Annotated in this window: 15 protein-coding genes; 1 reads left to right on the top strand and 14 read right to left on the bottom strand. The window is 40.3% G+C overall.

What is annotated here, in order from left to right; translation table 11 throughout:
* Positions 1–18 precede the first annotated feature (18 nt).
* The 8 genes from dctP to L3V25_RS02240 all read right to left on the bottom strand — a co-directional run bounded on the left by dctP (position 19) and on the right by L3V25_RS02240 (position 11,141).
* A complete protein-coding gene (gene dctP / locus L3V25_RS02275; RefSeq protein WP_237293880.1) occupies positions 19–1,068 on the bottom strand; it encodes a TRAP transporter substrate-binding protein DctP in 1,050 nt (349 codons plus the stop codon).
* 683 nt (positions 1,069–1,751) lie between these two features.
* A complete protein-coding gene (locus L3V25_RS02270) occupies positions 1,752–2,036 on the bottom strand; it encodes a hypothetical protein (RefSeq protein ID WP_237293879.1) in 285 nt (94 codons plus the stop codon).
* Positions 2,037–2,173: 137 nt separating this feature from the next.
* Entirely contained in the window at positions 2,174–2,581 is a 408-nt protein-coding gene (locus L3V25_RS02265; protein ID WP_193000293.1) for a hypothetical protein, read from the bottom strand.
* 154 nt (positions 2,582–2,735) lie between these two features.
* Positions 2,736–3,293 carry a copper-binding protein gene (locus L3V25_RS02260; RefSeq protein WP_237293878.1) on the bottom strand — a complete coding sequence of 186 codons (558 nt, stop codon included), beginning with the start codon at positions 3,291–3,293 and terminating at the stop codon, positions 2,736–2,738.
* An 80-nt stretch (positions 3,294–3,373) separates the two neighbouring features.
* Positions 3,374–6,544, bottom strand: a complete 3,171-nt coding sequence (locus L3V25_RS02255; protein ID WP_237293877.1) for an efflux RND transporter permease subunit — start codon at positions 6,542–6,544, stop codon at positions 3,374–3,376.
* Positions 6,541–8,022, bottom strand: coding sequence for an efflux RND transporter periplasmic adaptor subunit (locus tag L3V25_RS02250; protein ID WP_237293876.1), 1,482 nt, complete (start codon positions 8,020–8,022; stop codon positions 6,541–6,543). Before L3V25_RS02250 ends, L3V25_RS02255 begins: the two co-directional genes overlap by 4 nt.
* 8 nt (positions 8,023–8,030) lie before the next feature.
* A complete protein-coding gene (locus L3V25_RS02245) occupies positions 8,031–9,362 on the bottom strand; it encodes a TolC family protein (RefSeq protein ID WP_237293875.1) in 1,332 nt (443 codons plus the stop codon).
* A 696-nt stretch (positions 9,363–10,058) separates the two neighbouring features.
* Positions 10,059–11,141: a nickel/cobalt efflux protein RcnA gene (locus L3V25_RS02240; RefSeq protein ID WP_237293874.1), complete on the bottom strand. Its 1,083-nt coding sequence runs from the start codon at positions 11,139–11,141 to the stop codon at positions 10,059–10,061.
* Between the two features lie 130 nt (positions 11,142–11,271).
* Here L3V25_RS02240 and rcnR point away from each other — a divergent pair, with 130 nt between their 5' ends.
* Positions 11,272–11,544, top strand: coding sequence for a Ni(II)/Co(II)-binding transcriptional repressor RcnR (gene rcnR, locus L3V25_RS02235; protein ID WP_193000300.1), 273 nt, complete (start codon positions 11,272–11,274; stop codon positions 11,542–11,544).
* 297 nt (positions 11,545–11,841) lie between these two features.
* Here rcnR and L3V25_RS02230 read toward each other — a convergent pair whose 3' ends face one another.
* From L3V25_RS02230 to L3V25_RS02205, 6 genes are all read right to left on the bottom strand, one after another.
* Positions 11,842–13,041, bottom strand: a complete 1,200-nt coding sequence (locus L3V25_RS02230; protein ID WP_237293873.1) for a nucleoside transporter C-terminal domain-containing protein — start codon at positions 13,039–13,041, stop codon at positions 11,842–11,844.
* Positions 13,042–13,790: 749 nt separating this feature from the next.
* Positions 13,791–14,288: a YgjV family protein gene (locus L3V25_RS02225; protein ID WP_237293872.1), complete on the bottom strand. Its 498-nt coding sequence runs from the start codon at positions 14,286–14,288 to the stop codon at positions 13,791–13,793.
* A 179-nt stretch (positions 14,289–14,467) separates the two neighbouring features.
* Positions 14,468–15,091: a bifunctional 4-hydroxy-2-oxoglutarate aldolase/2-dehydro-3-deoxy-phosphogluconate aldolase gene (locus L3V25_RS02220; RefSeq protein ID WP_237293871.1), complete on the bottom strand. Its 624-nt coding sequence runs from the start codon at positions 15,089–15,091 to the stop codon at positions 14,468–14,470.
* Between the two features lie 11 nt (positions 15,092–15,102).
* Positions 15,103–16,032: a sugar kinase gene (locus tag L3V25_RS02215; protein WP_237293870.1), complete on the bottom strand. Its 930-nt coding sequence runs from the start codon at positions 16,030–16,032 to the stop codon at positions 15,103–15,105.
* A 138-nt stretch (positions 16,033–16,170) separates the two neighbouring features.
* Positions 16,171–16,617: a YhcH/YjgK/YiaL family protein gene (locus L3V25_RS02210; RefSeq protein ID WP_237293869.1), complete on the bottom strand. Its 447-nt coding sequence runs from the start codon at positions 16,615–16,617 to the stop codon at positions 16,171–16,173.
* A 1-nt stretch (position 16,618) separates the two neighbouring features.
* Entirely contained in the window at positions 16,619–17,626 is a 1,008-nt protein-coding gene (locus L3V25_RS02205) for an Ldh family oxidoreductase (protein WP_237293868.1), read from the bottom strand.

Genomic DNA, 17,626 nt, shown 5'->3' with positions numbered 1-17,626 from the left:
TTTGTATCTAATGCTTTTTTAGTTCAATTGAATATCGTAGTTAGCTTGAATTTTAACTTTGCATTTTTTAATTTCAGTTTCGAAGCGATCTAGCCATTTCTGACCTTCAGCACCAGTGGACTCTAGGAGTGCAGTTTTAACTGGAAGAACTGCAGTTTTAAATGCCTTTTTCTCTTCTTCAGTTGGATTATAAATAACACCATCCGCTTTTTTAAATTCTTCGTATGCTGAATATTCCTTGTGTTTTGGGTAAGCACGAAGATATTGATTTTGAGCTGCCACCCCATCGATAATTATTTTTTTAATATCATCTGGGAATGACTTGAATTTTTTGTCATTAAAGACCCAAGCTCCCCCCATATAGCCGTGACCATCAAGAATTATATAATTCAAGCTTTCATGAAACCTATTCATAACAATATCAACAATACCGTTCTTCGTACCATCGACCATCTTAGTTGACAGAGCCGTGTACACTTCAGGCCATGCGATAGGTGTTGGAGTCGCACCTAATGCCCTAACTAAATCTTGCTGCACCTTTGCAGGAACGGTACGGATCTTAAGACCTTTCATATCATCAGGAGTTTTAACTTGCTTGTTCGTCGTGGCAATATTACGCCAACCACCTGAATTCGACACAGCCATCAGACGTATATTGGGGGCTTTTTTAATCAGCTCGTTGCGTACATCACTAATAAACTTCTCATTACTATAAACACACTCAGCAACACGGTCATTTGGTAACATGTAAGGTAAATCAAACACACTTACTGGTTCCCAGTAGTTACCTAGCTCAGGAATCGTTGTTTGGAAGTAATCAAACATACCAACCTGAACACCAGCTATACACTCTTTCGCACTCGAACACAGTTGACCTGAAGGATAGATAGCCACTTCAATCTGACCGTTAGAACGGACTTCAACGAAGTTCTTAAATACCAGTAATGATTGGTGGTTATACCCATCGATTGTCGTCACATGAGGCACTGTTAACTTATAGGTAGCCGCGTTCGAAGTTCCAGCAGCAAGAATAGATACAGCAGCAAGTCCCAAAATTATTTTTTTCATAATATTTCCTTTATCATTATTATATTTCACGTTTTTTATTCTTTTTTAAAGGGATCCTTTCATAATATTAACGTACCAAAGCGCCTTACTATTTGTTATTAGCCATTAATATTCTCAAGCCATAATACCCACAATAATTAAAAGGCTTAATTACCCTCATGATATTTACCATTTAAGCCAGGCGTGAAAATATAATAACCACGTATAAAAGTGTGATATAAGCTCAATTAATAAGACAAAACACCTTGTTACATACAGCCTTTATTCCTTTGCATATGACTGACTATAAAGTGCTTATTCGATTAATTATAGTGAAAGAAATTCAAGGTTAGATTCCGTTTAGGAATAATTACTGCTTTACTTCTCACTTTTAACCAACCAGATTATCGACCATGTTGAATTCATTGATAGTATTGTGCTCAATCTAACTACACACTTCCTTCTCTTACCTGTAAATTCACTTACCAAGTCGTTCTCACCGATGGCATTACTCCACACTACACCGTAAGTTCGTTAACCGAATTACAAGCGATTTTAGAAGCATAATAGCTAATTTTAAAAGTATAACTGCGAGAATTTCCATTCAAATAGCACTGAACAAAAACGACTGAGCCACCGATTCTCTATTCATCAAAATAGGAAATCGGTGGCTCAATGTTTAATTCTCAATAACGTCAAACAACCTATTGCTTAACCGACACGCCTTCTACTTGCATGACGGATTTAGCATCTGCGCGGTCAATAATTTTAATCAAGGCTGATTGGATCACTTCATGCTCTCGAACATCGGTTTCACTCGAAAAACGCTCTTCTTGAACTTCCGCACCTTCTTCTAAAGTAAAACTGACTACCACCTCGGTAGCACAATCTAGGTTCGGGCCAAAATATTGCAGGGTAATTTGTGGGTATCCTTTAAAGCCTCGTTTAACCAGCTTTGCGATGCGTTTTTTTGCTTTATCCACGTTCATCTTTATCTACTCCAACCAACGGTAACTCATCGTCACGTCTAGTATGCGGTGTCTAGTAAAACGAACAGGCATAATTAAACGAATATAAAATCAGAGTACCATGCGGTCATCAGATCGGATACGGAATGTTGCAGTGATTACTTTTTCTTGCTCAGTTGCACTAAGGTTTCATGCCAAGCGGCGCTACCGTCTTTCTTTGTCACATCATACTCAGCGCAGAATTGCGATATCGTCATATTGCTATCACCCGTCGCCAATTTTAACGCCAATTGAACTTGCTGAAGTTTGCTTTGCAGACGCAGCACTTGCCCAGCATTGGGGTTCTTTTCTTTGGCATATTTTAGCGCCGCATGTTTACGCTCAGCAGCCCCCGCTCGACGGTCAGCTTCTGACAATAAATATTTCAGCTGCGCAACGCTCTTTCCTTTTTTAAAGGCAGGATCGATCAACTCAACACATTCATCAAATGACGGGTTGACGACGTATGGGTCAATTTTACGAGCTTGTTGGCGCATCCACTCGAGCGCGAGTTTTTCATCAGACATAACGGGATCTTTACTTAACAACGGACTTGCATGGTATCGCTCAATAGCAAAGCGTTGCAATAAAAAGATAATTAAACACACCACCTATTTTAGGAAGATCTTCAAATAGGTGGTGTTTCATTATTACCCTTTCAACTATTGAAATGAATATTACCTATAGCGTTATTTTTTTGACCATCCCCGCTTCTGCATGACCTGGAATATTACACGCAAATTCGACATTAGGATTGCCATGGAAGTGCCATAGCATTTGCTTAGCTTTACCGGGTGCAACGGTGACGCTATTTCCTGAATCATGGTCATGACTCATTCCTGCCATATTTTTCATCATTTCACGATGTTCAGTTTGCTCTTTTTCACTGCCAATCGTGAATTCATGGTCGATCTTGCCTTTGTTCATAATGACAAATTGCACCACATCATTCGGTTGTATATCGGCATTTCCAGCGAAGGTGATGCTCATATCATCAGCAAGGATCACTTGAACAACCTTATTAGGTTTCACGCCTTTGGCTGGCATGCCCACCTCGGTCATGCCCTTCATGTCCATTTCACTCATATCCATACCATCCATATCCATGCTTTCCATGTTCATTGAATGACCTTCCATGTGTTCTGAGCCCATGTTGTGATCTTTCATGTCAGCCATAACAAATGAAGATGTCATGACTAGGCTAAGCGCGATGGTCGTTGTGATTAGGTTCTTTTTCATTTTATTTTCCTTTTAAATGACTAGGCAGTGATACCCGCCTAGTTGATTTATGGTTAATGATTAATGTCAGTTTTTCAGAGCTATGATTTTTGATGCCTAGTTAATTGGTGCTTGGTTTTTGGATACTTGGTTAATTGGTGTGAATGTTGTTTCCATAATTTAAAAATGGCGGGGAGTACTACTAGTGTCAGTATCAATGCCGATGCCATGCCGCCAATCATAGGTGCGGCAATTCGTTGCATGACTTCTGAGCCAGTACCTGATCCGTACATAATGGGTACTAGACCGATAATGACCGTCAGTACCGTCATCATGACTGGGCGAACACGTAATCCGGCACCTTGCTTAATTGCCGTAATGAGTGACTGATGGGTAAGTGGTTTATGGTCTCTTTCAGACTCAATAACGGCTAAGTGCCAAGCTTGATTGAGGTAGACCAGCATGATCACGCCAATCTCTACCGCCACACCAGCCAGTGCAATAAAGCCGACTCCGACAGCAATCGAGAAGTTGTAGTTGAGCTGCCACATCAGCCATAAGCCGCCAACCATCGCGAGAGGTAGAGTCGCCATGATAATGAGCACTTCGCCAACACGTTTAAAACTTAAATACAGCAACAACATAATGATGATTAAGGTCACCGGAACCACAACGCTTAGTCTTGCTTTGGCGCGTTCCATATATTCATATTGCCCAGACCAAGCTAAAGAGTAGCCAGCAGGAAGCTGTACCTCTTGCGCGACAATAGCTTGAGCTTCTTGCACGTAAGAGCCTAAATCTCGGTTATCAATATCAACAAATACCCAACCATTCGGTCGTGCGTTCTCGGTTTTAATCATTGGTGGGCCATCTTCATATCGAATATCAGCAACATCACCAAGTGCGATACGAGCGCCATTCGGCGTAACCAAAGGCAAGCTTTGCAGTTTGACCACCGAATCTCGATAAGATTGAGGGTAACGAACATTGATTGGATAACGCTCTAGACCTTCAATGGTTTCCCCAACATTCATGCCGCCCACCGCAGTAGAAACAACGCGCTGAACATCTTGGATACTTAAACCGTAACGAGCCGCTTGACGACGTTTAATATCAATCGTGACATAACGACCACCAGCAACGCGCTCGGCATAGACGGATGTAGTGCCTGCTACTTGATTTAAAACCGGTTCAAGCTCAGCACCAATCTTTTCAATAACCTTAAGATCTGGGCCGGATATTTTGATCCCAATTGGCGTTTTGATCCCTGTGGCAAGCATATCGATACGAGTTTTGATTGGCATAACGAAAGCATTGGTGAGTCCGGGGAATTGAATCAAAGCATCAAGCTCTTTTCGCAAAGATTCCGAGGTAACTCCAGGTCGCCATTCTGATTTAGGTTTTAATTGAATGGTGGTTTCAATCATAGTGAGCGGTGCAGGATCGGTTGCGGTTTCCGCTCGGCCAATTTTTCCCCATACCGTTTTCACTTCGGGTACGGTTTTGATCAACTTGTTGGTTTGTTGCAATAGCTCACGCGCCTTACCAATGGAAATACCTGGGTAAGTGGTTGGCATATACATCAAATCCCCTTCATCTAACGGTGGGATAAACTCACTACCAATTTTACTGATTGGGTAATAAGTAGATGCCATTAGCGAGATAGCGATAACCACAATCGTTTTAGGATAAGTCAGGCTCAAGTTGAGCAATGGGCGATAGAGCGCAACTAGCCCTTTATTAACCGGATTCTTATGTTCTGGAAGAATTTTTCCTCGAATAAAATAGCCCATTAACACGGGTACTAAAGTTATAGCCAAGGCTGCGGATGAAGCCATCGCAAAGGTTTTAGTAAAGGCTAATGGAGAGAACATTTTGCCTTCTTGTCCTTCAAGGGCGAAGACTGGAACAAAACTCAAGGTAATGATCAGTAATGAGAAAAATAACGGTGCGCCCACTTCTGCGGCTGCATCACCAATCACTTGCCAGCGGTTTTTATCGGTGAGCGGAGTGCGCTCCATGTGTTTATGAACATTTTCGATCATAACAATGGCACCGTCGACCATGGCACCAATGGCAATAGCGATGCCGCCTAAAGACATAATATTGGCGTTGATCCCTTGCCAGTGCATGATGATAAAAGCCGATAAAATACCGATAGGTAAGCTGATTGCGATAACCAGAGATGAGCGAATGTGGAATAAAAACAAGGCACAAACCACTGCCACGACAATGAATTCTTCCGCTAACTTCTGCCATAAGTTTTTGACTGCATGATCGATCAAATTGGAACGATCATAAGTCGGCACAATTTCAATACCATCAGGTAGGCTTTTTTCTAAACGCTTAAGCTTAGCTTTAACATTGGCGATCACTTGGCTCGCATTTTCGCCATAGCGCATGACCACCACACCACCGACGGCCTCACCTTCGCCATTTAATTCAGAAATTCCACGACGCATTTGTGGGCCAATATTAATATCGGCAATATCGCCCAACAACAAAGGCGTGCCTTTTTCTGTAACTTTAAGAGGCAAAGCTTTGATGTCTTCCACGCTGCTTAAATAGCCGGTGGTTCGTACCATGTGCTCAGCTTCAGCCACTTCAATAACGGATGCTCCCGCTTCTTGATTACCTTGAGAAATAGCAGAATTGACTTGCTGCAGTGTTAAGTCGTAAGCACGTAATTTTGCGGGATCAATTTGTATTTGATATTGCTTCACCATGCCGCCGACAGTGGCGATCTCCGATACTCCATCCACGGTTTGCAGCTCATATTTCAAAAACCAATCTTGGTAGCTACGTAGCTCTGAAAGATCGTGCTTACCAGTCTTGTCTTGTAGAACATAGCTGTACACCCAACCAACGCCTGTAGCATCAGGCCCTAGCGTGGGTTTCGCTTGTGGTGGAAGCTTAGGCGCAACTTGGCTTAGGTATTCTAAAACTCGTGAACGAGCCCAGTACATGTCGGTATCATCGTTAAAAATGATATAAACATACGAGTCTCCAAAGAATGAATAACCTCGAACAGTGACGGCTCCTGGGACAGCGAGCATCGCAGTAGTTAAAGGGTAAGTCACTTGATCTTCTACTACCTGTGGCGCTTGTCCTGGGTACGAAGTTTTGATGATTACTTGCACATCAGATAGATCTGGCAGTGCATCAACCGGAGTATTTTTGACGCTATATAAACCCGCTGCGGTCAATAAAATGGCAGCGATGATGACCATAAATCGATTTTGAATCGACCATCGAATAATCGCCGGGATCATGATTGACCTCCTTGAGCTTGAATATCAATAATGCGGTAATCATCTTTGACTTTTTCAATCAGAAATCGAATGGTTTGACCGGCTTTAAAAGGCGATAGATCAAGGTCATCTGACGTTTCAAAACTCATTTGGCCAGCTTGCCAGTGCCATTTATCAATCGCGTTAAAATCAATGATGACCATGCCAAAATCGGCCATTAAGGTATTAATGTTCCCCTCTGCCCAGACGGTTTCTCCTTTCGGTTCTGAGCCATTGATTCGGCTTAACTCTGCATTTTGGCTAGATTCAGAATCCAACATGAATTGAGCGGAAGTGACGACTTTATCTTGAGTCGTTAATCCTTCTAACACCTCCACTCTATCGTCGGCTTCACGGCCAACTTTTATACGAGCAGAGCGATATTTCCCTTCGCCTTGCGCTAATACTACCCGAGTCATATTGCCTGAGCGGATCACCGATTCGCGCGGAATATTAATCACCTTGCCATCGGTTTTCGGTTTCAGGCTGATATTGGCAAACATATTGGGTTTGAGCTTGCCATCGGGATTATCAAACTTTAAACGAACTCGCAAAGTACGAGTTTTTGGATCGAGTATTGGGTAAACGTAATCCACGATCCCTTGCCATGATTGCCCCGGAATGGAATCCAATGTCATGTCAGCGGTCGTACCCGCAGTAATCCAATGTCCTTGACGTTCAAAGACTTCCGCATCAACCCAAACTTGTTGGATTGGCCCTGCGCTAATGACCGCTTGCGCTGGAGATAAATAGCCCCCTTCACGAACATTTAAACTGGCAATGATCCCATTATTAACGGCTTTAACTTCAACAGATGTCACTGCTTTACCACTACGAACAATTTGTTTTATCTGTTCTCTATCCACCCCCAACGTCACTAAACGCTCAGTTGCGCCTTTAATTAGCCCTTGGCGTTTAGTTCGGTAAGCATTGAGTAATTCCTCTTGTGCTTTAATCAATTCAGGTGAGTAAAGAGTAAATAACACATCGCCTTTATTAACCTTCTCGCCTACTGCATTAATGTTGAGCTTTTGTACCCACCCACTAACACGGACGTTGGTTTGCCATAATTTACTTTCATCAAAAGCGATATAACCCACTGTTTGGATCCGTGGAGACAAAGGGCTAAGCGTAACGTCCGCCACCTTAACGCCAAGGTTATTTTCGACAGCCGATGAAATGATGACTGTTCCGGCAGGATCATCGGCGGTATTGGCTTCTTCATATACCGGCACTAAATCCATACCCATTGGGGATTTGCCAGGCTTATCGCGACGATAATTGGCATCCATTGGTGCAACCCAATAAAGAGGTTCATTTTTATTGCTTGCTTTTGCATTGCTAGCAGAATGATTAGCGCTCATTGATGACATGTGACTATTTACATAGTAATAACTCGCGGCGCCACCGACTGCTAAGCTGATTAATGAGGTCAGAGCTAAGGTTGAAAAATATTTCATCGGATATCCTATTTTTGTTCGGTTGGCAATGTTGGAGCGTCGATTTGGTAATCGAACCCATTGAAGAGAAAGGCCAAGTTACTATTGGCGATGTTGAGATCGGCGCTGAGCCTCTGTAACTCAAGTTTTAAACTGAGCTCATCACGAATCGCAGCAACCACGTCATTAAATTGACTAGTATTACTTTGATAACCACGCTCAACGGCTTGGGTTCTCGACTTAGCTTGAGGTAGTAGGCGGGATTGATAACGATCGAGTCGTTGCTCCAAATTGCTACGATCAACCATGATCGCATTAGCTTTGGCGTTTAATTGCTGTAATAGGACATCACGTTGGGATTTTGCCGCCCCCACTTGATATTGAGCCGCCGCATATTGTCGGTCTTGTCGTTTATCAGTGAACAGTGGTAAATCCATGGTGAGATAGGCACTAACCAAATCGGAAGCTGGTTCGCCATTCATGCCATTAGCTTGACGGTAGCCATACATCACCTCGACACCAAATTTTGGCTTATAAGATTGATCCGCAATATCGACTTGAACCTTATTCGCTTCAATATTAGTCTCGGCCATTTGAACACTAGGGTGTAGCTTCAAAAGGTCATAGAACTCGGTTTTCTGTGGGGCTTGATGGGATTGGAGGACTAATATTTGCTCTAACTTACTCCAGTTTAGGCTTTCTAACTTGTGATTAGATCGCTGTTTTGATAACCAGCTTGAGCCTAGCCATTCTGAAAGTTGAGCGAATATTCGCTGTTGGTTTTGTTGATTTTGTTGGAGTTGGTCATTGAGTTTTTCAAGCTGAACTATTGCTTGCAGCACATCCTGTGATTCACTTCGACCCATTGAATAATTGGTATCCGTAAACCTTATTAGCTCTTTTACCAGCTTGGTATTTTCTTTGATGATATCTTCAGCTTGTTGCTGATAGATCAGTTCAGCCCATAACTGAGTAATGGTATTGGCAATAGTGAGCTCACGAATTTTAATTTGCCATTCATTACCGTCGGCTTGTTTATTGGCCATTTCGGCTTGTAAATCTAAGCTTGAGCCACGTCCAAACTCTTGCATTAAGCCGATAGAAATATTGGTCATAGGGTCGCTATCTAAGGACCAACTATCAACTGGCATTCCGCCAACCCCTAGTTTTATTTTGGGATCAGCTTGGGTGGCACTAGCAATGCCATTTTCACGTATGGCTAGTGATTGAGCCAAAATTTGTTGTCTACCAGCGTCGATGGTTAAAGCTTGTTCGATCACACTGGTTAGCTGACTTTGCGCCCAAACAGGAGTGCAAAATCCAGCCATTAACGCGTAAAGCGTCCATGGTTTGAAAGTCATAATGTAACGTTCCAATAATTACAGAAAAACAACAGCACATGGAAATACCATGGCCGTGATTGACATAACGCAGCGAGAAAACTCGTGCGATTGGGACGTTAAGCTATCGGTGGTCGATAAAGGGAATTAGAGGGGCGAGAAATCACGAAAGGTAGAGAAGGTTCAATCAGTAATAAACTAGATTTTTCAATAAGTTGAGCATTGGGTGCTGGCAAATAAACGTAGCTGGCGACACAAGTAGAATCGCAGCAATTATCAGTCATAGAATGTTTATGATGATTTGAATTATCCGCTTGAGCCTTGATTGAGTGACAATCATTTTTTACAAGAGAGGATTCTGAGAGGTTGGAATGGTCGAGCATACTCGAAACGTGGTTCGTAGATTGATGCTGCATGTTATCTGAGTTGCATTGAGTAGCGGTTAACATTAATACAGGCATGGTCGCAGCGCTATAGCTTGAAAGCAAAAGCGAAAATAAAGCTGCAAATGTAATAAACCATGTGCGTATCATTTCAATACTCAATAACCCCTAAACATGGCAAGCACTTTAAATTGAAAAGACACAACAATCAAGAAAGAGATCCAAGTTGTTAATCAATATAGCTTTATAGTGCTTGCCAATTCAGAGGAATGTACCAGCTATGAGACAATATAAAAGAATTCATGACTTCAAATATGCCTGTGAATTTAAGAACTCAATTCATCAGTGATAGATAGCCATGAATCCCCATATACAAACCAACCGCGGTAATCAATACTCCCGACAAATAGGGCGCTCGACGTGCCACGTCATTCAGACCACTCCATTTAGACGTCGCTTTTTGCACACCAACCGCAGCCACAACACCGACTGTTACTAACGTCAATGCAAGGCCGATACTAAAGGATACAACCAAGGTCGCACCAAGCGTCATGGCCTTAAGTTGTAAACAGATAAGCAAAACCGTGACCGCTGCTGGGCATGGAATCAAGCCACCGGTTAAACCAAAAAGAAGTATTTGCCCATTGGTCACACTTTTGTTTTCAAAGCGTTTTTGAATATCTTGAGCATGAGCGAGTTCATGTGCATCTTGGTATTCTTTCGTTTCAGCTTCACTATGTGGATGAGCTTCAGAATTAAAATGTACAGCAAAATCATGAGAATGATCGTGATGTCCAATGCTTAGTGTAATTGAAAAATTATCAGAGGATTCAAGGCAAGAGTCTGATTCCAAGTACCCTTCACGCTCAACAAAATGATAAGTCTCAGTTGGTTGACCATTTATACTTGGAACTGAAATGTTAACGCTTTCCGCTGTTAAAGGTTTACCGTCGAGTGTTCGCAAATGAAAGCGTTGACGATCCTCCTCCTCAACAATAGAGAGTGAAATGTGCCCATGACCTGTATCGACAACTTGGGTAGTCCATTCTTGAGCATGATGATGCACTTTATGCCAAGCACGCTCTTCTCTCCATGTTCTCCAAAACATCCACAAACCCGTTGAAACAATAATGACACCCGATACCAGTTGCATCCATGGCTCAGCCGCTTCAGCCGTGAACTTCTGACTAATATACATACCACCAACAGCAATTAACCAAACAATAGCAGTATGAGAAAGTGTCGCGGCCAACCCCAACATTACAGCCTGCTTAACCGTTCCTTTCACTGCAATAATAAACGCTGCCATCATTGTTTTAGAATGCCCGGGCTCTAAACCATGCAAAGCGCCAAGTAAGATGGCACTTGGAATAAAAAACCAACCGTTACCTTGCTGTAATAATGCGACAAAATTCATTGTTATTCTCTGTGGTTATTTTAACTACTTAAAATCATACTCCCCCCAGTATTAAATACTACCCCCCAGTATAATTTCAGTGCTACATTATGGTTAGAATCGCTCACTTGTAATGATAAGAAGACAAGCTATGTCACATACAACCAAAGATCAGAAAAAGCTCAACACCCGTGTAAGCAAAATACAAGGTCAGGTAAATGGGCTAAAAAAAATGCTAGAACAAGAGCATGAATGCCAAGATGTTTTACAACAGATAGCAGCGATTCGCGGGGCTGTGAATGGCTTGATGAGAGAGGTAATTAAAGGGCATTTGCTCGAGCATGTTGTACTCGAAGATGATAAAGAACAACGTGAAGTCGATATGCAAGTGGTACTTAAAGTTCTAGATTCCTATATTAAGTAAGTATTTTTAATCGCTCATTTCGGGGCATAAATAAGTTACACTCCTCAACCCTCCCTTGGCTGTAAATCTTGATGCCAAGTATTTTTTGTTGGTAAAGAGAAGGAGTTATGTCGCGGATATGGTTAGCTAAGCGATAAACCCATCAAACCTTTTTCACATGCTACCCGACACCAATATCTCGCCAATGCCTTGAAGCTTACAATATAGCTCGTGATCTTTGCCTTCAATGGAGTATTGGAATGACAATCACGCCAATACTCACTAAACTCAACTTCGGATAACTAAGCATTCGGATAACTAAGCAATCACCAAATTCGCGATCATTGCCGATAAAATGCTGACTAAGGTTGAACCGTAGAGCAAACGTAAGCCAAATCGCGCGACCATATTGCCCTTTTCTTCATTCACCCCTTTCACGGCACCCGCGATAATGCCAATAGAACTAAAGTTGGCAAATGACACTAGAAACACTGAAATGGTTCCTATAGTTACTTCCGATAAGTCAGCCATCTGCTCTTTGAGTGCAAGCATCGCGACAAATTCATTCGTCACCAACTTGGTTGCCATGATACTGCCGGCTTGTAACGCTTCACCAGTAGGAATCCCCATCAGCCAAGCTATAGGGTAGAAAGCGTAACCAAGGATATATTGAAAATTAACACCAAAGACCAGATCAAACCCTTTATTCACTAAAGCGATTAGTGCAATAAAGCCAATGAGCATCGCGGCAACGATCACTGCAACTTTAAAACCGGTAAGAATGTATTCTCCCAGCATTTCAAAAAATGTTTCTCGTGGTTGCTCTTGCTCTCCTTCTTTGACCATGTCATCAAAATCAACTTCAGCATCATAATCGTATGGATTAATCACCGATAGAATCGTAAAGCTACTAAACATATTCAAAATTAAGGCTGTAACGACATATTTTGGTTCAATGAGCTGCATGTAAGAACCCACAATAGACATAGACACGGTCGACATCGCGGTTGCCGCTAAGGTATACATCCGCTGCTCTGACATTTTGCCTAAAATTGATTTATACGTAATGAAGTTTTCGGATTGCCCCACCATCAATGCGCTGACGGCATTAAATGATTCTAAGCGTCCCATGCCATTAATTTTTGATAACACATAACCAATCGCCTTAATCACAATCGGCAATAATTTAATGTGCTGTAAAATACCAATTAAGGCTGAAATCAAGACAATTGGCATTAACACAGCTAAGAAGAAGTTAAACTCACCCGCGTTAGTTAACCCACCAAAAACAAAGTTCGTCCCTTCCGCAGCAAATGACATCAGCGCTTCAAAGGCTGACGATATTTGGCGCACGATACTAGTCCCAAACGATGAGTTCAGTAAGAAATAGGCCAATGCCAGTTCCACGACCAACAATTGAACAATATATCGAATTTTGATTTGAGATTTATTACGGCTGGCAACCAATGCAAGTGCCAACACAACACATAAGCCAAAGATAAAATGTAAGTAGATCATAGGTGAGCTCTTTTGTAATGAGTATCAAATTTTCATGCATACTCAATGAAACAAGACTCCAATAAATTGATACTGATCACCCTATATTGCTTGGCTATTTATTTTACGGCTAAAATTAAAAAGCATGAGAACGCAATCGTATGCCATTTGAAGGCTGAAGCGTGCGATAGATGCACCCTTAGAGAAATGAAAGGAACTAAAGAATGAGGATGGTGAGGTTAGTGTTGATTTTTCTTGGGAATTTGATTGAAAACTGGGTGAGTCTCCATGTCAATATTGGAAAGAAACAATTTTGTGAATAACTTTATATTGTTCATATCAGATTAGAAAAAGTATGTTAAACCTATTAAGGTTAATTATGTACTACGTGGAGCGAACATTATGATTGCCATACCAACAAACCGACAATACTCCAACATCGATGAACATATACCATCGGACTGCCCACTGCCATAAAGTAGCCATAAAAATATAAGCGCCACCATAGGTGGCATAAACTCAGCCTGTAGCTGTTGGGGACATTGAAAAAACAAGAAAATACTGCAAGACTAACGAAACGTAAAATAAGAAAAATCATCACGTAGGTAGCTATGCGGAAGATGATGATGGATTTAGTTTTCTGCTGGTAACTTCGGCACTGATGTGAACAAAGGAGCAAACTTCTTTGTATTTAAGTTAACATCAAAGCCATTGATAAAATATTTTCCAGAAATGTTCAATTATTAAACCCATAAAATATTAGGTTGCAATTAAGCTTTATCTCTATTTATCCTTATAATTGTTAATATGTTAATAATAATTGTAAATGACTCTAACAGAACACCGCCTATAGAGCCGACCCAAAAATTATTAATTAGCCATACGATTGACCCCAACATTAAACCAAAGCGCATCATAATCCCGGTAAAGAAAAATAAAGCGACTGTACTAATCACTGTTGACAAAATGGGTAACCAGTCCATTAGTGATTCTGCAACGAAAAATCCAACAAAAACTGATAAAACAATAAAGAACAACGCGACATATTTCGATAATATTTTTAAGGAAATTAAAGTTCTAACTGTTGAAATGGCAGCCATTAGACATGCAGTATAGGAATCTAACATTATATAATGAACAGACCTAAAAGCAGTAGAAGTAGCCATTAATACTTTAAGAGAAACATCCTTTTTTTGGTAGAAACTAAGCAACCCAAAGAACAAACTACAGTAGCCAAGAATTTGTGCAATATTAAAAACCTCGGTCATAAGGTCGTACGTCCTTTATAATTATAGCGATCAATACAGATAGAGTGCCTAAATTGCATTGTAAAAATTAGTAAGATTACACCTACTACCATAGATGTATTATGAAACATTATTATAATACAATAAAGGTTTTAAATTGGACCAATTTAAAACCTTTATACATTAATCAATCAATTACTTTATCGTAAAATACTTGATACATCCCTAACCAAACTGGCAAGTTCATCCCATTGATTATTATCAATTAAGTCATTAGGAACCATCCAGGTACCACCACACGCGAAAACTTTAGGAATAGACAGATAATTATGAATATTTTTAGGTGTTACACCACCAGTTGGCATAAATGTCACAGGATAAACTGCGGTTAAGGCCTTTAACATATTAACGCCACCAGATGGTTCCGCAGGGAAAAACTTCAATGTTTTTAACCCTAACGCCATTGCTTCCTCAACTAAACTAGGATTATTAACACCAGGTATAATCTCAATATCACGTTGCTGGCAATATTTTACAATCGCAGGGTTCAATCCTGGACTCACAATAAAATCAACACCAGCATCAATTGCTAGATCCACTTGTTTTTTATTTAAAACAGTACCTGCACCAATCAGCATTGAGGGAAAAGCATCTCGCATATTTTTCATTGCTAATGCCGCATCCTCAGTCCTAAATGTGACTTCAGCACATGGTAAACCGTTATCTATTAAAATCTCTGCTAATTTTACAGCTTTAGTAGCATCTTTTATCGCAATAACAGGAATCACTTTAATTTCTGATAATTGCTTACATAAGTTAGTCATTGATCGTGTCCTTATAGTAATGGCATAGCATGCGTAGGAATAATTGCACCAGGATATTGAATAACAGTCCCTGCTAGTAAGTGGCCCGCAAGCGCTGATTCTTGCATCGTCCCACCAGTTAAACGCTTAGCCAAATATCCCGCACTAAAAGAATCTCCCGCGGCGGTAGTATCAACGACAGACAATACTTGATTTGCAGGAACTTCAATAAAACCTTCATCTTGTGTAATAACAAAACAAGCTTCTGCACCACGTTTCACAACAATTTCACCAACCCCTAATTTCTGAGTCCGTTCTATTGATTGTTGCTCACTCGTATCACCATAAAGTAACTCTTCATCATCATAAGTCAGAAATGCAATATCAGTTAATGAAAGAATTCGCTTATAAACTTCTTGAGTTTGTAATTTAGATCCCCATAGAGTTGGTCGATAATTATTATCAAAAGCAATTTTTCCATTGCCTTTTTTATATATAGTTAAAGCTTCAAATAAAATATCTAAGCAATCTTCCGGCAAGATAGCTAAACTTATCCCACTTAAATATAAAAAGTCTGATTGAGATAATAAGCTTGCCAACTTTTCAGGAGTATACTCTCTTATCCAAAATCTAGCAGCCGCATCATTACGCCAATAATAGAAATTTCTTTCTCCATCTGGTGATGTTTCTATTGCATACATACCGGGTAATTTCGTATCAGAAATATAAATAGATGACGTTGTTATTCCTTCTTTTTTCCACGAATCAATCATACTACGACTAAATGGGTCTTTTCCCATACCTGTTAAATAATTAATATTCACATTTAAATCTTTAGTCTGACGAGCGAGATATAAAGCTGTATTTAAGGTGTCTCCTCCAAAACTTTGTTTATAACCTTCACCAGCCTTTTGTAACTCGACCATACATTCACCAATGACCGCAACACTTTTAACTTTCATAGTTATCTCACTTTTTAACCATAACAATTTATATTCAACGTTCTTAAGAATTATTTAATTGAAATAAAAAAGCACCTGAAATTTCAAAAATTAACGAAATCACAAGGTGCTTATTGATTAATTATCAACCCCTAAAAATTAGTTAATTGGGATCTTAACAATTGCTTTTTTAATCTTCATTGTGTCATTAACTTTACATAATGGGCGGTGCAATTCTCTTGGTGGGAAAATTGCGAACTCATTAGAAGAAAGTTCAATAAAGTTTTCAGAATTCACCTCATCAATAAAGGCAACATCATTTTCTAATTTATGATCAGTATCTGGTTTTTGTAATGAGTGACCAATGATTTCTTTGCCTTCTAACAATATTTGAACATCCATATATTTATCATGGTATTCACATTTACAATCACTTAGTGGCTTCGTTTCAGCATCAGTGATAATCACAAATGATTCTGGCATTGATAATTCAATTTTACCCATTTCACCTTTATCAACCAAAGCCATAGCTTCTTCAATTAAAGCCACAATAGGTTGATCAACACATTGTAATAAGTCTAAACGATCTACACTTCCAATAATCATATTAACTCACCAAATAATCGTAAACGCCAGGAGCGATAGGAACACCATTTTCATCACAATCTTTAGCATATTGTACTTGAGGATCATTTGGAGCTAACACGCTTTCTCGACCAGGAACAGGTTTTACAGCTCTTAGCTCGGTCACCATCTGTAACATCATAGTTGCAAATAAAGCATTACCTAATTTATTCGGATCAATAACAATAACAAGAGAGGCTAGTTTACGCATTTTATCGTAATCGCCGTACATACGAACGATATGATTTGAGAAGTTTGCTCCCATCAGCACACCAGTTAAAGCATCGATAGACAAAGCAATACCAGAACCTTTATGCCCACCAAATGGCAAAAGATTTTCCACTTTATTAGGATCTGTTGTCTCATTCCCATCTTTATCAATAGCTAAACCAGTGCCAATTTTAGAACCTGTTTCTTTTGCATGTAATAGCTTACCAAATGCTGTAGCGCTTGTAGCAAAGTCAACAATCATTGGATCTGAACCTTCCACAGGAAATCCAAAGGCAAGAGGATTAGTACCCAAGAAGCGTTCCGCTCCACCATATGGAGCAACACAAGTATCCGTTTGGGTCATCGCAATCGCAATCAGACCTTGAGATGTAGCTTGCTCTAAAAAGTAAGAAAGCGCTCCACAATGTGATGTGTTTTTTACACTAACAAAACCAACACCCGTTTCTTTTGCTAATTCGATACCGTGGTTAGTCGCGGCAATTAAAGCTGAATGTCCCATTCCATCATCAGAATCAAATACAGCAACAGACGGTGAAATTTGCTCTATTGAGAAGTTTGGGTTTTTATTTAATCCACCAGCATTCAATCGTGTACAGTAATGCTCAACTCGCATCACACCATGTGAATGTACACCGGTACGGTCTGCATGAATCAATACATCAGCAACTTGATCACATGTCTTTTCATCTAGACCTGCATTACTTAATTTTGAAATGACCAAAGATTTTAAGCGGCTTGCATCTATACGTTTCATTGACAT

It is taken from the genome of Vibrio sp. CK2-1 (assembly GCF_021726515.1).
Taxonomy (GTDB): Bacteria; Pseudomonadota; Gammaproteobacteria; order Enterobacterales; family Vibrionaceae; genus Vibrio.
Note: the sequence above shows the minus strand (reverse complement) of the source record. Positions and strands in the feature narration are given on the sequence as shown.

Excerpts from the sequence above, each read along its gene's own strand:
- dctP (WP_237293880.1), bottom strand. The coding sequence starts at position 1,068 with ATGAAAAAAATAATTTTGGGACTTGCTGCTGTATCTATTCTTGCTGCT.
- rcnR (WP_193000300.1), top strand. The coding sequence starts at position 11,272 with ATGTCACATACAACCAAAGATCAGAAAAAGCTCAACACCCGTGTAAGC.
- L3V25_RS02245 (WP_237293875.1), bottom strand. The coding sequence starts at position 9,362 with ATGACTTTCAAACCATGGACGCTTTACGCGTTAATGGCTGGATTTTGC.
- L3V25_RS02250 (WP_237293876.1), bottom strand. The coding sequence starts at position 8,022 with ATGAAATATTTTTCAACCTTAGCTCTGACCTCATTAATCAGCTTAGCA.
- L3V25_RS02220 (WP_237293871.1), bottom strand. The coding sequence starts at position 15,091 with ATGACTAACTTATGTAAGCAATTATCAGAAATTAAAGTGATTCCTGTT.
- L3V25_RS02210 (WP_237293869.1), bottom strand. The coding sequence starts at position 16,617 with ATGATTATTGGAAGTGTAGATCGTTTAGACTTATTACAATGTGTTGAT.
- L3V25_RS02230 (WP_237293873.1), bottom strand. The coding sequence starts at position 13,041 with ATGATCTACTTACATTTTATCTTTGGCTTATGTGTTGTGTTGGCACTT.
- L3V25_RS02260 (WP_237293878.1), bottom strand. The coding sequence starts at position 3,293 with ATGAAAAAGAACCTAATCACAACGACCATCGCGCTTAGCCTAGTCATG.
- L3V25_RS02240 (WP_237293874.1), bottom strand. The coding sequence starts at position 11,141 with ATGAATTTTGTCGCATTATTACAGCAAGGTAACGGTTGGTTTTTTATT.
- L3V25_RS02205 (WP_237293868.1), bottom strand. The coding sequence starts at position 17,626 with ATGTCAATGAAACGTATAGATGCAAGCCGCTTAAAATCTTTGGTCATT.
- L3V25_RS02265 (WP_193000293.1), bottom strand. The coding sequence starts at position 2,581 with ATGTCTGATGAAAAACTCGCGCTCGAGTGGATGCGCCAACAAGCTCGT.
- L3V25_RS02225 (WP_237293872.1), bottom strand. The coding sequence starts at position 14,288 with ATGACCGAGGTTTTTAATATTGCACAAATTCTTGGCTACTGTAGTTTG.
- L3V25_RS02255 (WP_237293877.1), bottom strand. The coding sequence starts at position 6,544 with ATGATCCCGGCGATTATTCGATGGTCGATTCAAAATCGATTTATGGTC.
- L3V25_RS02215 (WP_237293870.1), bottom strand. The coding sequence starts at position 16,032 with ATGAAAGTTAAAAGTGTTGCGGTCATTGGTGAATGTATGGTCGAGTTA.
- L3V25_RS02270 (WP_237293879.1), bottom strand. The coding sequence starts at position 2,036 with ATGAACGTGGATAAAGCAAAAAAACGCATCGCAAAGCTGGTTAAACGA.